The sequence below is a fragment of the Rhizobium sp. G21 genome (genome assembly GCF_014158035.1).
GTDB lineage: Bacteria > Pseudomonadota > Alphaproteobacteria > Rhizobiales > Rhizobiaceae > Rhizobium_E.
The window spans coordinates 1,852,898-1,867,465 of the sequence record NZ_JACFXW010000001.1 but is presented as its reverse complement, the minus strand read 5'-3'; the positions used below and the strand labels follow the sequence as shown (position 1 = coordinate 1,867,465).

The following is a 14,568-nucleotide window of genomic DNA, read 5'->3' as shown; positions in this document are numbered from 1 at the left end:
GAGCGAAAGCTTCTTCAAGCCTTCGAGATAATAGGCGCGACCCAGGATGAGGGCGGAAATCAACAGGAGGAATGGCAGAAGTTGCAGCAGGATGACGGATAGGGGCGGCACCGAGTCCAGGCCGACGAGGTCCGGCAGGATGAAGCGCCTGTAGGCCTCCAGCGCGGCCCCGATGGCAAGGCCGAATGCGGTGGCGACGCCGACCGTGAAGAGATTGAGGCGGGGCGCCCGCGTCGAGGACAAGCGGTTGCCCGAAGACAGGATGACGTCCGCATGCTCATTCGGCTGGCGTTCGAACGAAGCCGATAATACCCGTTGCCAAGCCTGGTAACGCATTGATGATTTCCCCTGAACGATGAATTGGCGGCGTCAGGCATTGATAGGGGTGGATCATCATGTTCCAGGCGCCAGACGCCGCAAGAGAGACATTACCCCTCTTGCATCGCGCGAGGCTTGCGCCGGGATTGCAAGATCTTGCAGTGCAGCGGCCGGGAGGCGGTCGAGGAAAACGCAGACGCCGTCAGTTCGACCCTCGATAAGGCGCTCTGCACAAATAGAAATGGCGGCCGAAGCCGCCATTGATTGTTTCTGACCGACGCCTGTTACAGCGTGCGGGTGATGTGCTCGACGCGGAAGCATTCGATGACGTCGCCCGCGCGGATGTCTTCGTAGTTCTCGAAGGCCATGCCGCATTCCTGACCGACCTGCACTTCGGAGACTTCGTCCTTGAAGCGCTTGAGGGTCTTGAGCTTGCCTTCGTGGATGACCACGTTGTCGCGCAGCAAGCGAACGCCCACGCCGCGCTCCACCTTGCCTTCGGTGACCTGGCAGCCTGCGACCTTGCCGACCTTGGTGATGTTGAACACCTCCTTGATCGTCGCATAGCCGAGGAAGGTTTCGCGGCGTTCCGGCGACAACAGGCCGGACATGGCCGCCTTCACGTCGTCGGTCAGGTCGTAGATGATGTTGTAGTAGCGGATCTCGATGCCGGCGCGTTCCGCAGCGTCGCGCGCCTGAGGATTGGCGCGGACGTTGAAGCCGATGATCGCGGCGTTGGATGCTTCGGCGAGCGAAATATCCGATTCCGTGATGGCGCCGGCGCCGGAATGAACGATCCGGGCCCTGACTTCGTCGGTCGAGATCTTGTCCAGCGCGCCGGCAATGGCTTCGATGGAGCCCTGCACGTCGCCCTTGATCACGAGCGGGAATTCCTTAACGCCGGCGGCGGTCAGCTGCGTCATCATCTGTTCGAGCGAACCGCGCTGGCCGGCATGGCGGGCCACAGCCTTTTCACGCGTCAGACGCTGGCGATATTCGGCAATCTCGCGGGCGCGGCTTTCGTTCTCGACCACGGCGAACTTGTCGCCGGCCTGGGGCGTGCCCTGAAGACCGAGAATTTCGACCGGCATGGCCGGACCGGCGTCCTTGATGTGATCGCCGCGATCGTTGACGAGCGCGCGCACACGGCCCCACTGGTCGCCGGCGACGATGATCTGGCCGGGCTTCAGGGTGCCCTTCTGTACGAGAACGGTTGCGACGGAGCCGCGACCGCGATCGAGCTTGGCTTCCACCACCGAGCCTTCGGCCGTCCGGTTCGGATTGGCCTTGAGGTCGAGGATTTCGGCCTGCAGCAGGATGGCTTCGAGAAGCTTATCGAGGTTGAGGCCGGTCTTGGCCGACACTTCGACATCGAGCACTTCACCGCCCATGCTTTCCACGAAGACTTCGTGCTGAAGCAGTTCGGTGCGCACCTTCTGGGCGTTCGCAGTCGGCTTGTCGATCTTGTTGATCGCCACGACGATCGGAACACCGGCCGCCTTGGCGTGATTGATGGATTCGATCGTCTGCGGCATGACGCTGTCGTCTGCCGCAACCACCAGAACCGCAATGTCGGTCACCTGGGCGCCGCGGGCGCGCATCGCCGTGAAGGCGGCGTGGCCGGGCGTGTCGATGAATGTGATCTTGTGACCATTCTTCTCGACCTGATAGGCGCCGATGTGCTGCGTGATGCCGCCGGCTTCGCCGGAGACGACATTGGCGTTGCGGATGGCGTCGAGCAGCGAGGTCTTGCCGTGGTCGACATGGCCCATGATGGTGACCACCGGAGCGCGCGGCAGCATTTCGCCTTCGTCGTCCTCGCGGTTGAAAATGCCGGTCTCGACGTCGGATTCGGAGACGCGCTTGACGGTGTGGCCGAATTCGACGGCGATCAGTTCCGCCAGGTCGGCGTCGATGATGTCGCCAGGCTTGAGCATCTGGCCTTCCTTCATCAGGAACTTGATGACGTCGACCGAACGCTCGGACATGCGCTGAGACAGTTCCTGGATGGAGATCGTCTCGGGCAGGATCACTTCGCGCATCACCTTTTCACGGGTTTCCTGCATCTGGCTGCGGCGGAACTTCTCCTGCCGGCGGCGCATGGCCGACAGCGAGCGTCCGCGCTGCGAACCGTCGTCGTCGTCTCCCGTCACGACGACCTTCGCCGGGGCGCGCCTGTTGTCTTCGACCTTGCGGGTCGGCTTCGGCGCCTCGACGCGCGAGGCGACCTTACCGCGAGCGGGACCGCCACGACGTTCTTCTTCGTCATCCTGCGGGCGACCACGACCGGCCGGGCCGCGAGCGGGACCAGTCGGCGTCTTGGCGGGCGCAGCGGGTTGCGCGGCGGCCGGAGCGCGGCTGTCGGGACGACGGACCTGCGGAGCGGCGTCCGCACGACGGGGCTGTTCGGCAGACGGCTGGGCGACCACCGGGGCCGGCTGCGCCGGAGCGGCGACGTCGGCGGCGGGCGGAGCCTTGGCTTCCTCGACGGCGCGTTCGGCTTCGATCTTGGCGCGTTCGGCGTCTTCGACGGCGCGGCGCGCCGCTTCTTCAGCCAGGGCCTTTTCACGACGCGCGGTTTCTTCGGCCCGCTGGCGCGCTTCCTCGGCGTCGCGGACTGCGGCCTCGGCGAGCGCGCGACGGCGTGCTTCGATCTCGCCCGGAGACAGATCCTTCAACACATTGCCGGTGCGCTGCTGCGGGCGGCCCTGATCGGGACGGCGTTGCTGATTGTCGGGACGACGCTGCTGATTGTTCTGGTCCGGACGGCGCTGCTGGCCCTGGTCGGGACGGCGCTGCGGCTCGGACTGGATGCGCGGCGCGGGTTGCTGCGCGGCGGCCTGCGGCTGCGGCGGGCGCGGCGCTGCGGGAGCGGCTGCAACGACGGGCGTTACGGGCTTTTCGTCTTCAGGACGCGTGGGACGGCGCTTGCGCGTTTCCACGACAACAGCCTTCGTGCGCCCGCGACCCATGTCCTGGCGCACCGTTCCCTGGCTCAGGCCCGACGGTTTCAGTGTCAGAGTCTTCTTGCCTGTTACATGGAGGGTCTTGTCGTCGTTGTTGTCCGTCATTCCGGTCCCGTTTTTCCAGAGCATAACCGTGCGTTCACGGGCGCCCTTCGCCTTACTGATATCGCGGCATCATTCGATTGAAGCAATAGGCCGACTGCCGCCACGATAGGTATCGAGCAGTTTCGCGCGCTTCACTACACCCTCACCGGCCTGCCCTGCAAGCGCTACGGCGTGGATAAATGCATTATCGCCCAAGAGTTCCTGCATTTCCTGGTAAGAAAGCAGCTGGAAGACGGGGGCTCCTCTTCTTCCATCGTCAATGCCCAGGCCTTGCGCGCCTGAGCGATTTTGCGCACGCCGTCGGCGGCCGCATCGGTGGCGTGAAACACGGCCAGCGCCTCGCCGGAGCGTACGGCGTTGTCCACGCGCGTGGCGCCCGACAGGAATTTCCCTGACTTTCGCGCCATGTTCATCATGCCCGTCATATGGGTCACGAGAAGACGGTCGACAAGGTCGGCGAGCTCCGGGCCCGCCTTGACCTCTTTCTTGAAGGCGCGCGCAAACAGTCCTTTGCGCGCCGCCTTTTCCACCAGCGCCCGCTCGGCCTTGATCGAACAGCCGCGTCCCGGCAGCGTCTTCTTGAGATCCGGCGTCACCGCCCCGTCAGGGGCGACGACGAACCTTATCATCTCTTCGGCCGGCAGAGTTTCGCGGGTCACGAGGCACATGCGCTCGCTCACGAAATCATCGTCCTGTTCGGCGCTGTCGGCCTTCATCGGCTGTCGTTCCTTCGGCTTCAGCCTTCGAGCTGCTCTTCCGCGTCGTCTTCGCCTTCGTCGCCGCTTTCGGCGGCGAGCGCTTCCTGCTCGCGAGCGAGATCTTCTTCGGTGATCCAGCCGGCGGCGAGACGCGCCTGGACGATCATGGCCTCGGCGTCGGTGCGGGAAATGTCGAGCTTCGAGAACAAGCCTTCATAGCGCTTGGTCTCGCCGTTCTTCTTTTCCGTCCAGCCGACGAGGTCGTCGGCGGCGCAGCCGGCGAAGTCCTCGATGGTCTTGATGCCGTCCTGGCCGAGCGCCACCAGCATGCTCGCGTTCAGACCGTCGATCTTGTAGAGCTCGTCCTCGACTCCGAGTTCACGGCGCTTGGCGTCCATTTCCGCTTCGAGACGGTCGAGGAAGTCGCGAGCGCGGCTCTGGATCTCTTCCGCGGTCTCGTCGTCGAAACCATCGATCGAGGAGATTTCCGAGGAGTCGACGAAGGCGAGTTCCTCGACCTGCGCGAAGCCTTCCGACGCGAGCACCTGGCCGACCATTTCGTCGACGTCGAGGGCGTCCATGAACAGCTTGGTGCGTTCGTTGAATTCCTTCTGACGGCGCTCGGATTCTTCCGCCTCCGTCATGATGTCGATGTCCCAGCCGGTCAGCTGCGATGCGAGACGGACATTCTGGCCGCGGCGGCCGATGGCCAGCGACAGCTGCTCGTCCGGCACCACAACTTCGATGCGCTCGGCGTCTTCATCGAGCACGACCTTAGCGACTTCCGCCGGCTGCAGTGCGTTGACGATGAAGGTGGCGGGATCGTTCGACCAGGGAATGATGTCGATCTTTTCGCCCTGAAGCTCGCCGACCACGGCCTGGACGCGGGAGCCGCGCATACCGACGCAGGCGCCGACCGGATCGATCGACGAATCGTTGGAGATCACGGCGATCTTGGCGCGGGAACCCGGATCGCGGGCGACCGAACGGATCTCGATGATGCCGTCGTAGATCTCAGGCACTTCCATGGTGAAGAGCTTGACCATGAACTGCGGATGGGTGCGCGACAGGAAGATCTGCGGACCGCGCTGTTCGCGGCGCACGTCGTAGACGAAGGCGCGGACGCGGTCGCCCGGACGCATGGCTTCGCGCGGGATCATTTCGTCGCGGCGGATGATGCCTTCGCCCTTGCCGAGGTCGACGATCACATTGCCGTATTCGACGCGCTTGACGGTGCCGTTGATGATCTCGCCGATGCGGTCCTTATATTCGTCGAACTGCTTGTCGCGTTCGGCTTCGCGCACCTTCTGGACGATGACCTGCTTGGCGGACTGGGCGGCGATGCGGCCGAAATCCATCGGCGGCAAGGGATCGGCGATGAAGTCGCCGATCTGGGCGTCGGGGTTGCGGTCGCGAGCGAGCAGAAGCGGGATCTCGCGGGAATAATCCTCCGCATGTTCGACCACTTCCAGGAGACGCTGCAGCTTCATCTCGCCCGTCTTGGGGTTGATGTCGGCCTTGATGTTGGACTCCGTGCCATAGCGCGAGCGCGCCGCCTTCTGGATCGCGTCGGCCATGGCGGCCAGCACGATCTCGCGGTCGATCGACTTTTCACGCGCAACCGCGTCGGCGATCTGAAGGAGTTCCAGCCTGTTTGCACTCACTACCATCGTCTTAAGTCTCCGTTCTGATGGTCAGTTTCTATCGAGAATGAAGGCGATCAGCCTTCGTCCTCCATGTCTTCATCGTCTGCGTCGTTCTGATTGGCGGCGGCGCGGGCGGCCTTGTCGGCCTTGAGCGCGTCACGGATCAGGTCGTCGGTGAGAATGAGCCGGCCTTCGGCCAGCGAGGCGAAAGGAATGGCCACCTGCGGCTCTTCGCCGTAGCCGATCTGGTCGCGTTCGAGCACGAAGCCCTCTTCGGTGACCTCGAGGATCTTGCCCTTGAAGCGTTTGCGCCCTTCGACCATCACCGAGGTTTCGCACTTGATGATGTGGCCCTGCCATTTCAGGAAGTCGCCCTTGCGGACCATCGGGCGGTCGATACCGGGCGAGGAGATTTCGAGATTATACTGCTTGTCGATCGGATCTTCGACGTCGAGCACCGGCGAGATCGCCATGGAGATCGCTTCACAGTCGTTGACGGTCATTGTGCCGTCCGGCCGCTCGGCCATGACCTGCAGGGTCAGGCCGTTCTGGTTGGACAGCTTCACCCGAACGAGCTGGTAGCCCAGCTCCATAATGACCGGCTCGATGATCTGCGCCACGCGCGCATCGATGCCTGTTTCGACTATCAGTCTCGGTTCGATAACCGTATCGTTCATAAGCGCTCGTTTCCCCGGCAGACCGGAGCTAATAAAAAAGAGCGGGTCCTTGCGGGGCCCACTCTTCATCGACGTGATCAAGATTTGAGGTTTGTTTACTCTTTCGCGCAGCGAAAAGCAAGAGGCGGCCAGTCCGAGTGATCATAACGTGATCAGCGGATCTTCTTCAGCAGAGTTTCGTCCGGATAGCAGGTGGGCGAGAGGCCCGCTTTCTGCTGCCACATGCCGATGGAGCGGCGGGTCTTGTAGCCAGGCAGGCCATCGACCTTTCCGACATCGTAACCCCTGGCGGCGAGCCGCTTCTGCATCGCCAGGACATCCGAACGGAGCATATGGCCGACCGAACCCCATTCCGCCCGGAAAGCGCCTGAGCCATAGGCGATGCGATCGGCGAGATTGCCGATGAACAGAGCATAGAGGTCGGAATTGTTGTATTCCTTGATCACGTAGAAATTCGGCGTGACGATGAACTCCGGACCATGGCGCCCGGCCGGAACCAGCATCATGCCGGCGCGCTTCATCTCGTCGCGCGGGAAATCCTTGCCGGTGACGTGGGTGATCCCGGTCGCGGCCCAATCGGCAATCGGTTTGGAAAGATCCGGCCCTTCCTGGGCGCAGGAGACTTTCGCCGGGATGGACGCCTCAAAACCCCAACTGCGATGTGCCTCCCAGCCCTTCAGCCGGAGATAATTGGCGATCGAGCCGAGCGAGTCGGGTACGGAATTCCAGATGTCCTTCTTGCCGTCGCCGTCGAAATCCACCGCATATTTCAGGTAGGAGGTCGGCATGAATTGCGGCTGGCCCATCGCGCCCGCCCAGGAGCCCTTCATCACAGCGGGATCGACGCCCTGCTCGACCATCGTGAGCGCTGCGATCAACTCCTTGCGGAACAGCGGCTTGCGCTCGGACATGAAGGCCATGGTCGCCAGCACGTCCATTTCTGACGCGGTGATCTTGGCCCTGCCATAGCCGGTTTCGCGACCCCAGATCGCCAGCACGATCTCGCCGGGCACCCCGAATTCGCGGTCGATGCGGGCAAGAAGCCGCTTGTGCGATCCCGCATAGGCGCGGCCGGTCGCGGCGAGGCCCGCCAGACGTTTCTCGTTGAAATAAGGTCCGGGGCTCGAAAACTCGGCCTGCGTCTGCGCCTTCTTTTTCGGCGGCTTGGTTCCCGGCGGCACGAGATCGGGCAGTTTCCAGTTGATGCGCACGCCGGCGAAGGCGCGTTCGAAGGATTGCCGGGAGATCCCCTCGGCGGCGGCTTCCGGCCAGATTTCCGTCTCGATCCAGGCGTTGAACTGCTTTTCCACCGCAGCCTGTGAGACTGCTGAGGCGGGTGACGCCGTGGCGGCGATGGCCAGGGTAAGGCCGAGCATCAAGCCTCTCGCCAATGCGGACGCATCCCGGAAGCGGGCAGGAAAATTCATCGCAATCCTCCTCAGATCGACGTGCGTGAGCGCAGCGCGGCCGTCAGCGTGCCTTCGTCGAGATAATCGAGTTCGCCGCCCACCGGCACGCCATGTGCGAGCCGGGTGATCTTCACATCCAGTCCAGCCAACTGGCTGGTGATGTAATGAGCGGTGGTCTGGCCCTCCACCGTCGCGTTCACCGCGATGATGACTTCCTTCACCGCGCCGCCCATGACCCGCTCGATCAGCCCACGTATGTTGAGGTCATCGGGTCCGACGCCGTCGAGCGGCGACAGCGTGCCGCCGAGCACGTGATAGGCGGCGTTCATGGCCCCGGCGCGTTCGAGCGCCCAGAGGTCCGAAACGTCTTCTACGACGATGATGACGGTGTGGTCGCGCCGCTCATCCGTGCAGACGGTGCACGGGTCGATCGTGTCGACATTGCCGCAGCAGGAACAGATCCGCACCTTCTGATGCGCCTCCGCCATCGCGCCGGCCAGGGGACCCAGCAACTGGTCCTTCTTCTTGACGAGATGCAGCGCGGCCCGCCGGGCCGAACGCGGGCCGAGGCCCGGCACTTTCGCCAGCAGCTGGATCAGTTTTTCGATTTCGGGGCCGGTGACTCGTTTTGCCATGCCGAGGCTTTTAGCGCATCTATCGAGGATCTGTGAATCACCCGGAGGAAAAACCATGCGCCTGCTCGCAGTTTCGATCGGCGACGCCAAACCCGTGGCGGGGAAATCCTCCGGCAGGAGCGGCATCGACAAACGCCCCGTCGACCATCCCGTGATGATCGGCCGTGAGGGATTGGCCGGCGACCGGATCATCAACCGCAAATATCATGGCGGCGCCGACCAGGCGGTCTATATCGAGGGGTCGGTGGACTACGACTGGTGGCGGTCGGAGTTGGGGCGGGACCTGCCTGCCGGAACCTTCGGCGAGAACCTGCTGATCGAAGGCCTCGACAATCGCCACGTCGCGGTCGGCGACCGTTTTCGGATCGGAGACGTGCTGCTCGAAATCACATCCGCGCGCACGCCCTGCGCCACGTTCGCCGCGCATATGGGCGATCCGCTGATGGTCAAGCGCTACGCCGCCGCGGCCCGCCCCGGCGCCTATGCCCGCGTTCTCGAAGAGGGCGTGGTGCGTGCAGGCGACACTGTCGATTACATGCCGGTCGCCGGAGACCGCATCGGCATGCCCGAACTGATGCGCACCCATGGCAAGCGGTTGGACGAGGATGCCAAGCGCCGCTTCCTCGCCGCGCCGATCGGTGAAAGGCTGCGCGTGATGATCCTCGCGAAATAGCGGCTCTACCCCGTTCACTTCGCCAGAGCGGCATTGACGAGACAGCGCGCGGCCTCGCCGGCCTCGCGCATATAGCCGGGGTCACGATGCAGCATCACTACGGCGAAGCACCCGTCGATCAAAAGACGGATCTGGCGGGCGAGCGCCTCGGCGTCGGCCAGCCCGGCGTCATCGAAAACAGATTGAAGCCAAGCCTCCAGCCGCTTCTTGTGGGCTGCGCCGCTCACGATCGCAGGGTGGCCCGGCAGGTTGGCGAGTTCCACGGACGTGCGAAGGAAGCCGCAGCCTTTCCATTTCGGATCGGCGGCGGCGACAGCGAGGTGATCGAACAGGCCGGCGATCCTCTCAGGCAGCGCGCCCTTTGAAGCCTCGAACCGCTTTTGAAACGCGCCCAGGCTCGGCTGGTCGCGATAGTCCAGATAAGCGGCGACCAGGTCGTCCTTGCTCTTGAAGTGATAATAGAGCGACTTTTTGGTAATGCCGGCTTCAGCCGCCACCGCATCGACGCTGACGGCGCGAATGCCCTCTCGGTAAAACAGCCGGTTGGCGGCGGCAATGATCTTTTCACGCGTGTCTGTCTCGGTCATAGCCGAAAGTATACTGACCAGTGAGTATACACAAGCCGCCATTTCCGCCACTCTGGAAGAGGCGAGGGGAGGTGCGGAATGGAGCCAGAAGCAGTCGAGATCGTCTGTGAGGACGGAATGCGCCTCGGCGGCCACTGGTGGCCGAGACGGCTCGGCGATGAACAGGGCGTCGTAGTCGTCAATTGCGCCACCGGCGTTCAGGCGCGTTTCTACCATGCCTATGCCCGCTTTCTCGCCGAACACGGTTATCATGTGCTGACCTATGATTATCGCGGCATCGGCCTCTCGCGTCCGGAGCGGTTGCGCGGATCGGGCTATCGCTGGCGTGACTGGGGGAGAAGGATTTCGCGGCCGTTCTCGCCCATGTCCGTCAGACGGCGTGGGATCTGCCGGTTCTGGTGGTCGGGCATTCCATCGGCGGCTTTCTGCCCGGCTATGCCGATAATGCCGGCCAGATCAGCCGTATGCTCACTGTCGGCGCGCAATATGCCTATTGGCCGGATTATCGCGCCGGGCGGCGCAGTGCGCTATTTCTCAAATGGCATGTCGTCATGCCGATGCTGACGATGGCGGCAGGTTATTTTCCGGGACGAAAGTTAGGGTGGCTCGAAGACCTGCCGCGCGGCGTCGCGCTCGAATGGGCGCTGCGAGGAAAAGAGATCGAAAGAGGAGCGTCAGAAGGAGAAAAGCGGAATATGCGCGGTCGGTTCGCCGCCGTTTCGGCGCCGATCCTGGCGGTGACCGTTTCCGACGACGACTTCGCCACGCCTGCGGCGGTGCGGCGGTCTCTATCCTACTACACCAGTGCGGACCGGCTGGCGGTCATGCTGGAGCCCGATGATCTCGGCCAGGCGTCGGTCGGCCATTTCGACCTGTTTCGCGCCCACCACGCCGCGGGCTTCTGGCTCGACACGCTGTTGTGGCTGGGCCAGGGCGTCAATCCCTGGCCCAATCGCCGGATAGAATGATCAGAACGGGAACTTCATGCCGGGCGGCAGCGGAATGCCGGCTGTCAGCGCAGACATCTTTTCCTGGGCCTGGGCTTCGCCCTTGTCCTTGGCGTCCTTATGGGCGGCGACGATCAGGTCTTCGAGGATCTCGACATCGTCTTCCTTGAACAAGGACGGATCGATCTTGAGCGAGGTCATGTGACCCTTGCCGTCGAGCACGACCGTCACCAGTCCGCCGCCCGCCTTGCCTTCGATGCTCATGGCGGCGATCTCGGCCTGGACTTTCTCCATCTTGGCCTGCATCTCCTTGACCTTGCCCATCATGCCCATGAGGTCTTTCATCATTCGCTCCTGTTATTATTCGTCGAAATCGTCCAGCGCCTCGTCAGCGGCGACGGCGTCTTCATTGTCGTCATCGGGCGCAGCCGTGACGCGCACATCGGTGATCTTCGCGCCCGGATAGCGCGCCAGAATGGCGGCGACATCGGGGTCGGCGCGCGCATCGGCCACGCGGTCGTCGCGCTCCTTCGCTTCGGCCTCAACGAGGGTGAGCCCGCCGGGTTCCCGCGAGATCACCACCAGCCAATGCTGTCCGGTCCATTCGCGCAGGCGCGTCGAAAGCTCGCCGACCAGGCTTTTCGGCGCGTCGGGCGACAAGGCCAGCTCGATCTTGCCGGGCTCCATGCGCACCGGCCGCACGAATTGACGCAACTGCGCTTTGAGTTTCATGTCCCGTTTGTCGCCGGCGAGCTGGGCGACGTCCGCGAGAGAGCGAAGATTGATTTTCGGCGCGTCGTCGGCCTTGGGGGCCGGCGAGGGTCGCATTTCCTGCATCGGCTGCGGCGAGGATGAGGGAACGGCGCGCAACATGGTCGCGCCGCCGGACGGAGACGATGGAGCCATGGATTGATAGTTTCTGTTGTCCGACACCGCCATGGCCAGGGCGCCGCCGCCATTGCCGCCGCGCGGCGCGGGCGCCGGTGAGCCCACGTCGCCGTTGATCATGCCGGCCAGCCGCCGCGCGGCGTCTTCGGGCGAGGGGAGCGAGCCGGCATGGGCGAGCCGGATCAAAACCATCTCCGCCGCGCCGAACGGGCGAGAGGCGTTTTCCGTTTCCGGAATGCCCTTGAGCAGCATCTGCCAGATCCGCGACAGCGCGGTCACCGCGATGGATTTGGCGAAGTCCGCCCCCTGCACCCGCTCGATCTCGGAGAGCGAGGGGTCGTTGGCGGCGTCGGGAATATATTTGAGCCTGGTCACCAGATGGGTGAAATCGGCCAGATCGTTCAGCACCACCACCGGATTGGCGCCCGCGGCGTATTGTTCGGAAAACTCGTTGAGCGCGGCGGCCACATCGCCCTTGACGACATGGCCGAAGAGATCGGCGATGCGGGCGCGATCGGCGAGACCGAGCATGGCGCGCACCGCGTCCGTCTCCACCACGCCCGCGCCATGCGCGATCGCCTGATCCATCAGCGATAGGCCGTCGCGCGCCGAGCCCTCGGCGGCGCGGGCGATCAGCGCCAGAGCCTCGGTCTCCGCCTGGATGCCTTCCTTCCCGGCGATGGTGCTGAACAGATGAGTGAGATCCGCCGCCGAGATGCGCCTGAGGTCGAAGCGCTGGCAGCGCGACAGCACGGTCACCGGCACCTTGCGGATTTCGGTGGTGGCGAAAATGAATTTCACATGTTCCGGCGGCTCTTCCAGCGTCTTCAACAATCCGTTGAACGCGGCCGTCGACAGCATATGCACTTCGTCGATGATATAGACCTTGTAGCGGGCCGAGGCCGGCTTGTAGCGCACCTGCTCGATGATCTCGCGGATGTCGTCGATGCCGGTATGGGAGGCGGCGTCCATTTCGATCACGTCGACATGGCGGCCTTCCATGATCGCCTGGCAATGCAGGCCCGGCTCGCGCAGGTCGATGGTCGGCTTGTCGATCGTTTCGGTCTTGTAATTGAGCGCGCGGGCGAGAATGCGGGCGGTGGTGGTCTTGCCCACGCCGCGGACGCCGGTCAGCATATAGGCTTGCGCGATGCGCCCTGTCTCGAACGCGTTGGTGAGCGTGCGGACCATCGCCTCCTGGCCGACCATCAGGTCGGAGAAGTCCTTCGGGCGATATTTTCGGGCGAGAACCCGGTAGCCGGTCTTGTCAGTCTCTGCGCTCAAGCTTCATCCGCCTTTGATCGCGATCTTTTCGCCGGCGCAGGCTAAAGCATCCGAGCGGAAAATGGAAATTCCGCCGGGCCGTTCCTGCTTGTGATCCACGGGAAAAGAGAGGGTGGGAGGCCGGCACGATGACCCGTACCGAAGCTCGTTGTGGCTGCTTCCTTCCGGACCTGACCAAGTTGGCGAGTGGCGCGTCCACCACCAGCCTCCCGCCGTCCATATCGTCAATATCTTTTCTGATTGCAAGCCAATCTTGAAATTATCTGATATCTGGAGAGGAAAAAGAAGATCAGGATAGGGAAAGGGTCCCCATGGCGTTCACGCTGGATGAGAGATTGTCGAATGATTCCGTATTGATCGTTCGCATCGGACTATGTGAGCTCCGGATGATGAACGATCGTCGTTGGCCGTGGCTCATCCTGGTTCCCCAGCGCGACGGTTTGTCGGAATTGTTCGACCTCGCGCCGCTCGACCAGGCCATGCTGACCTTCGAAACCAATCTGGTCGGCGCGGCCTTGAAGAAAGTCACCGGCTGCGACAAGGTCAACATCGCGGCGATCGGCAATATCGTCCGGCAACTGCATGTGCATGTCGTGGCCCGCAATGCGGGCGATCCCAACTGGCCGGCGCCGGTCTGGGGCTACGGCGTCCGCGAACCCTATGGCGCCGAAGAGATCGACGCCTTCGCCAACCGCATCCTGGAGGCGATCTGATGCGCAGCCGCAGTATTTTCGACAGTCCCCGGCCGCATCCCGAAGCCTCGAGCCTCGTCGCATTCTCCGGCAATCGTCTCGATCGCCGCTCCGAGCATCGCGATGACGATTGTATCGAGGCTGCGATTCGCATCGACGGCGCGCTATTTTATGCGTTGGCGGGGGCCAAGCTCGTCCTCAAGCATGAGAACGAGGTGATCGATCCCCTGTTCGCGCCCTATGAACTGCCGGACCTGAAGCCGGACTTCGATGAAGCGATCCTGCTCGGTTTCGAGGAAAGCGGCGCGCCTCGGCTCGCGGCGCCGGTCGGCGTCGATCCCGAAACACCCCTCGACCATCTCAAATTCGCCGATTGCAGGGCCCTGATGCGTGAGGCGCTGTTGAATGACGCGGCGCTGGGCGAGGCGGCTCAGGCTTCGGCGATGATGGCCTGGTCGCTCGGCGCGCGCTTTTGCGGCCGCTGCGGCGCAAAGACCGAGCCGAAGGCCGGCGGCTACAGGCGCAAATGCACGGGCTGCGGCGCCGAGCATTTCCCGCGCACCGATCCGGTGGTGATCATGCTGGCGATCGACGTCGAAGGCGATCGGTGCCTGTTGGGGCGTTCGCCGCATTTTCCGCCCGGCATGTATTCCTGCCTCGCAGGCTTTCTGGAGCCGGGAGAAACCATCGAGGCGGCGGTTCGCCGCGAGACGCTGGAAGAGTCAGGCATTGAAACCGATTGCGTGCGGTATCACGCCAGCCAAGCCTGGCCGATGCCGCATTCGCTGATGATCGGTTGCTACGCCGAAGCCGCCACGCTGGCCATTTCTCGCGACACCCGGGAGCTGGAAGATTGCCGCTGGTTTTCGCGGGACGAGGTGGTCGCGATGATCGCCGGCGTCCACCCTGAAGACATCACCGTTCCGGTCAGCGGCGCGGTGGCCTATCGATTGATTCGCGACTGGCTGGATTGGCCATCGGTTTGACGCCGCAGATCTTGAAGATCGTCGCGCCAGGATTGCAGACGCTACCGAGGAGGATTG

Annotated in this window: 13 protein-coding genes, 1 other RNA gene and 1 pseudogene; 5 read left to right on the top strand and 10 right to left on the bottom strand. The window is 63.5% G+C overall.

The features are described 5' to 3' along the window. Positions 1–602 precede the first annotated feature (602 nt). From infB to recR, 6 genes and pseudogenes are all read right to left on the bottom strand, one after another. Positions 603–3,389 (bottom strand): translation initiation factor IF-2, encoded by a 2,787-nt coding sequence (gene infB / locus H2O14_RS09505; protein ID WP_182827454.1) that lies wholly within the window; start codon positions 3,387–3,389, stop codon positions 603–605. Between the two features lie 69 nt (positions 3,390–3,458). After that, positions 3,459–4,105: pseudogene (locus H2O14_RS09500) on the bottom strand (RNA-binding protein). A gap of 20 nt (positions 4,106–4,125) precedes the next feature. After that, the gene (gene nusA / locus H2O14_RS09495; RefSeq protein WP_182827453.1) at positions 4,126–5,757 is read right to left on the bottom strand and encodes a transcription termination factor NusA; all 1,632 of its coding nucleotides are present in this window, start codon (positions 5,755–5,757) and stop codon (positions 4,126–4,128) included. A gap of 50 nt (positions 5,758–5,807) precedes the next feature. Further along, a complete protein-coding gene (rimP, locus tag H2O14_RS09490; RefSeq protein WP_182827452.1) occupies positions 5,808–6,410 on the bottom strand; it encodes a ribosome maturation factor RimP in 603 nt (200 codons plus the stop codon). Between the two features lie 152 nt (positions 6,411–6,562). Continuing rightward, entirely contained in the window at positions 6,563–7,786 is a 1,224-nt protein-coding gene (locus H2O14_RS09485) for a lytic murein transglycosylase (RefSeq protein ID WP_182829324.1), read from the bottom strand. Between the two features lie 62 nt (positions 7,787–7,848). Next, entirely contained in the window at positions 7,849–8,454 is a 606-nt protein-coding gene (recR, locus tag H2O14_RS09480; protein WP_182827451.1) for a recombination mediator RecR, read from the bottom strand. 55 nt (positions 8,455–8,509) lie between these two features. Between recR and H2O14_RS09475 the strand changes: the two genes are divergently transcribed. Then, the gene (locus H2O14_RS09475; protein WP_182827450.1) at positions 8,510–9,127 is read left to right on the top strand and encodes an MOSC domain-containing protein; all 618 of its coding nucleotides are present in this window, start codon (positions 8,510–8,512) and stop codon (positions 9,125–9,127) included. A gap of 14 nt (positions 9,128–9,141) precedes the next feature. Here the strand turns inward: H2O14_RS09475 and H2O14_RS09470 are convergent, their stop codons facing one another. After that, entirely contained in the window at positions 9,142–9,714 is a 573-nt protein-coding gene (locus tag H2O14_RS09470) for a TetR/AcrR family transcriptional regulator (RefSeq protein WP_182827449.1), read from the bottom strand. Between the two features lie 78 nt (positions 9,715–9,792). Between H2O14_RS09470 and H2O14_RS28840 the strand changes: the two genes are divergently transcribed. Continuing rightward, a complete protein-coding gene (locus tag H2O14_RS28840) occupies positions 9,793–10,278 on the top strand; it encodes a hypothetical protein (protein ID WP_312858583.1) in 486 nt (161 codons plus the stop codon). Between the two features lie 131 nt (positions 10,279–10,409). Then, positions 10,410–10,682: a hypothetical protein gene (locus H2O14_RS28835; protein WP_312858582.1), complete on the top strand. Its 273-nt coding sequence runs from the start codon at positions 10,410–10,412 to the stop codon at positions 10,680–10,682. On the opposite strand, the gene H2O14_RS09460 is transcribed toward H2O14_RS28835, so the two are convergent. From H2O14_RS09460 to ffs, 3 genes are all read right to left on the bottom strand, one after another. Continuing rightward, complete coding sequence (locus H2O14_RS09460; RefSeq protein WP_182827448.1) at positions 10,683–11,006, bottom strand: YbaB/EbfC family nucleoid-associated protein; 324 nt, start codon at positions 11,004–11,006, stop codon at positions 10,683–10,685. It abuts the gene before it with no gap. A 15-nt stretch (positions 11,007–11,021) separates the two neighbouring features. Further along, on the bottom strand, positions 11,022–12,833 hold the full coding sequence (locus tag H2O14_RS09455; RefSeq protein WP_182827447.1) for a DNA polymerase III subunit gamma/tau: 1,812 nt from the start codon (positions 12,831–12,833) through the stop codon (positions 11,022–11,024). 112 nt (positions 12,834–12,945) lie between these two features. Beyond that, an RNA gene (ffs, locus tag H2O14_RS09450) (signal recognition particle sRNA small type) lies at positions 12,946–13,043 on the bottom strand. A gap of 101 nt (positions 13,044–13,144) precedes the next feature. Here ffs and H2O14_RS09445 point away from each other — a divergent pair. Both H2O14_RS09445 and nudC read left to right on the top strand, forming a co-directional pair. Further along, entirely contained in the window at positions 13,145–13,546 is a 402-nt protein-coding gene (locus tag H2O14_RS09445) for an HIT domain-containing protein (protein WP_182827446.1), read from the top strand. Then, on the top strand, positions 13,546–14,511 hold the full coding sequence (gene nudC, locus H2O14_RS09440) for an NAD(+) diphosphatase (RefSeq protein ID WP_182827445.1): 966 nt from the start codon (positions 13,546–13,548) through the stop codon (positions 14,509–14,511). Before H2O14_RS09445 ends, nudC begins: the two co-directional genes overlap by 1 nt. The last annotated feature ends 57 nt before the right edge of the window (positions 14,512–14,568 follow it).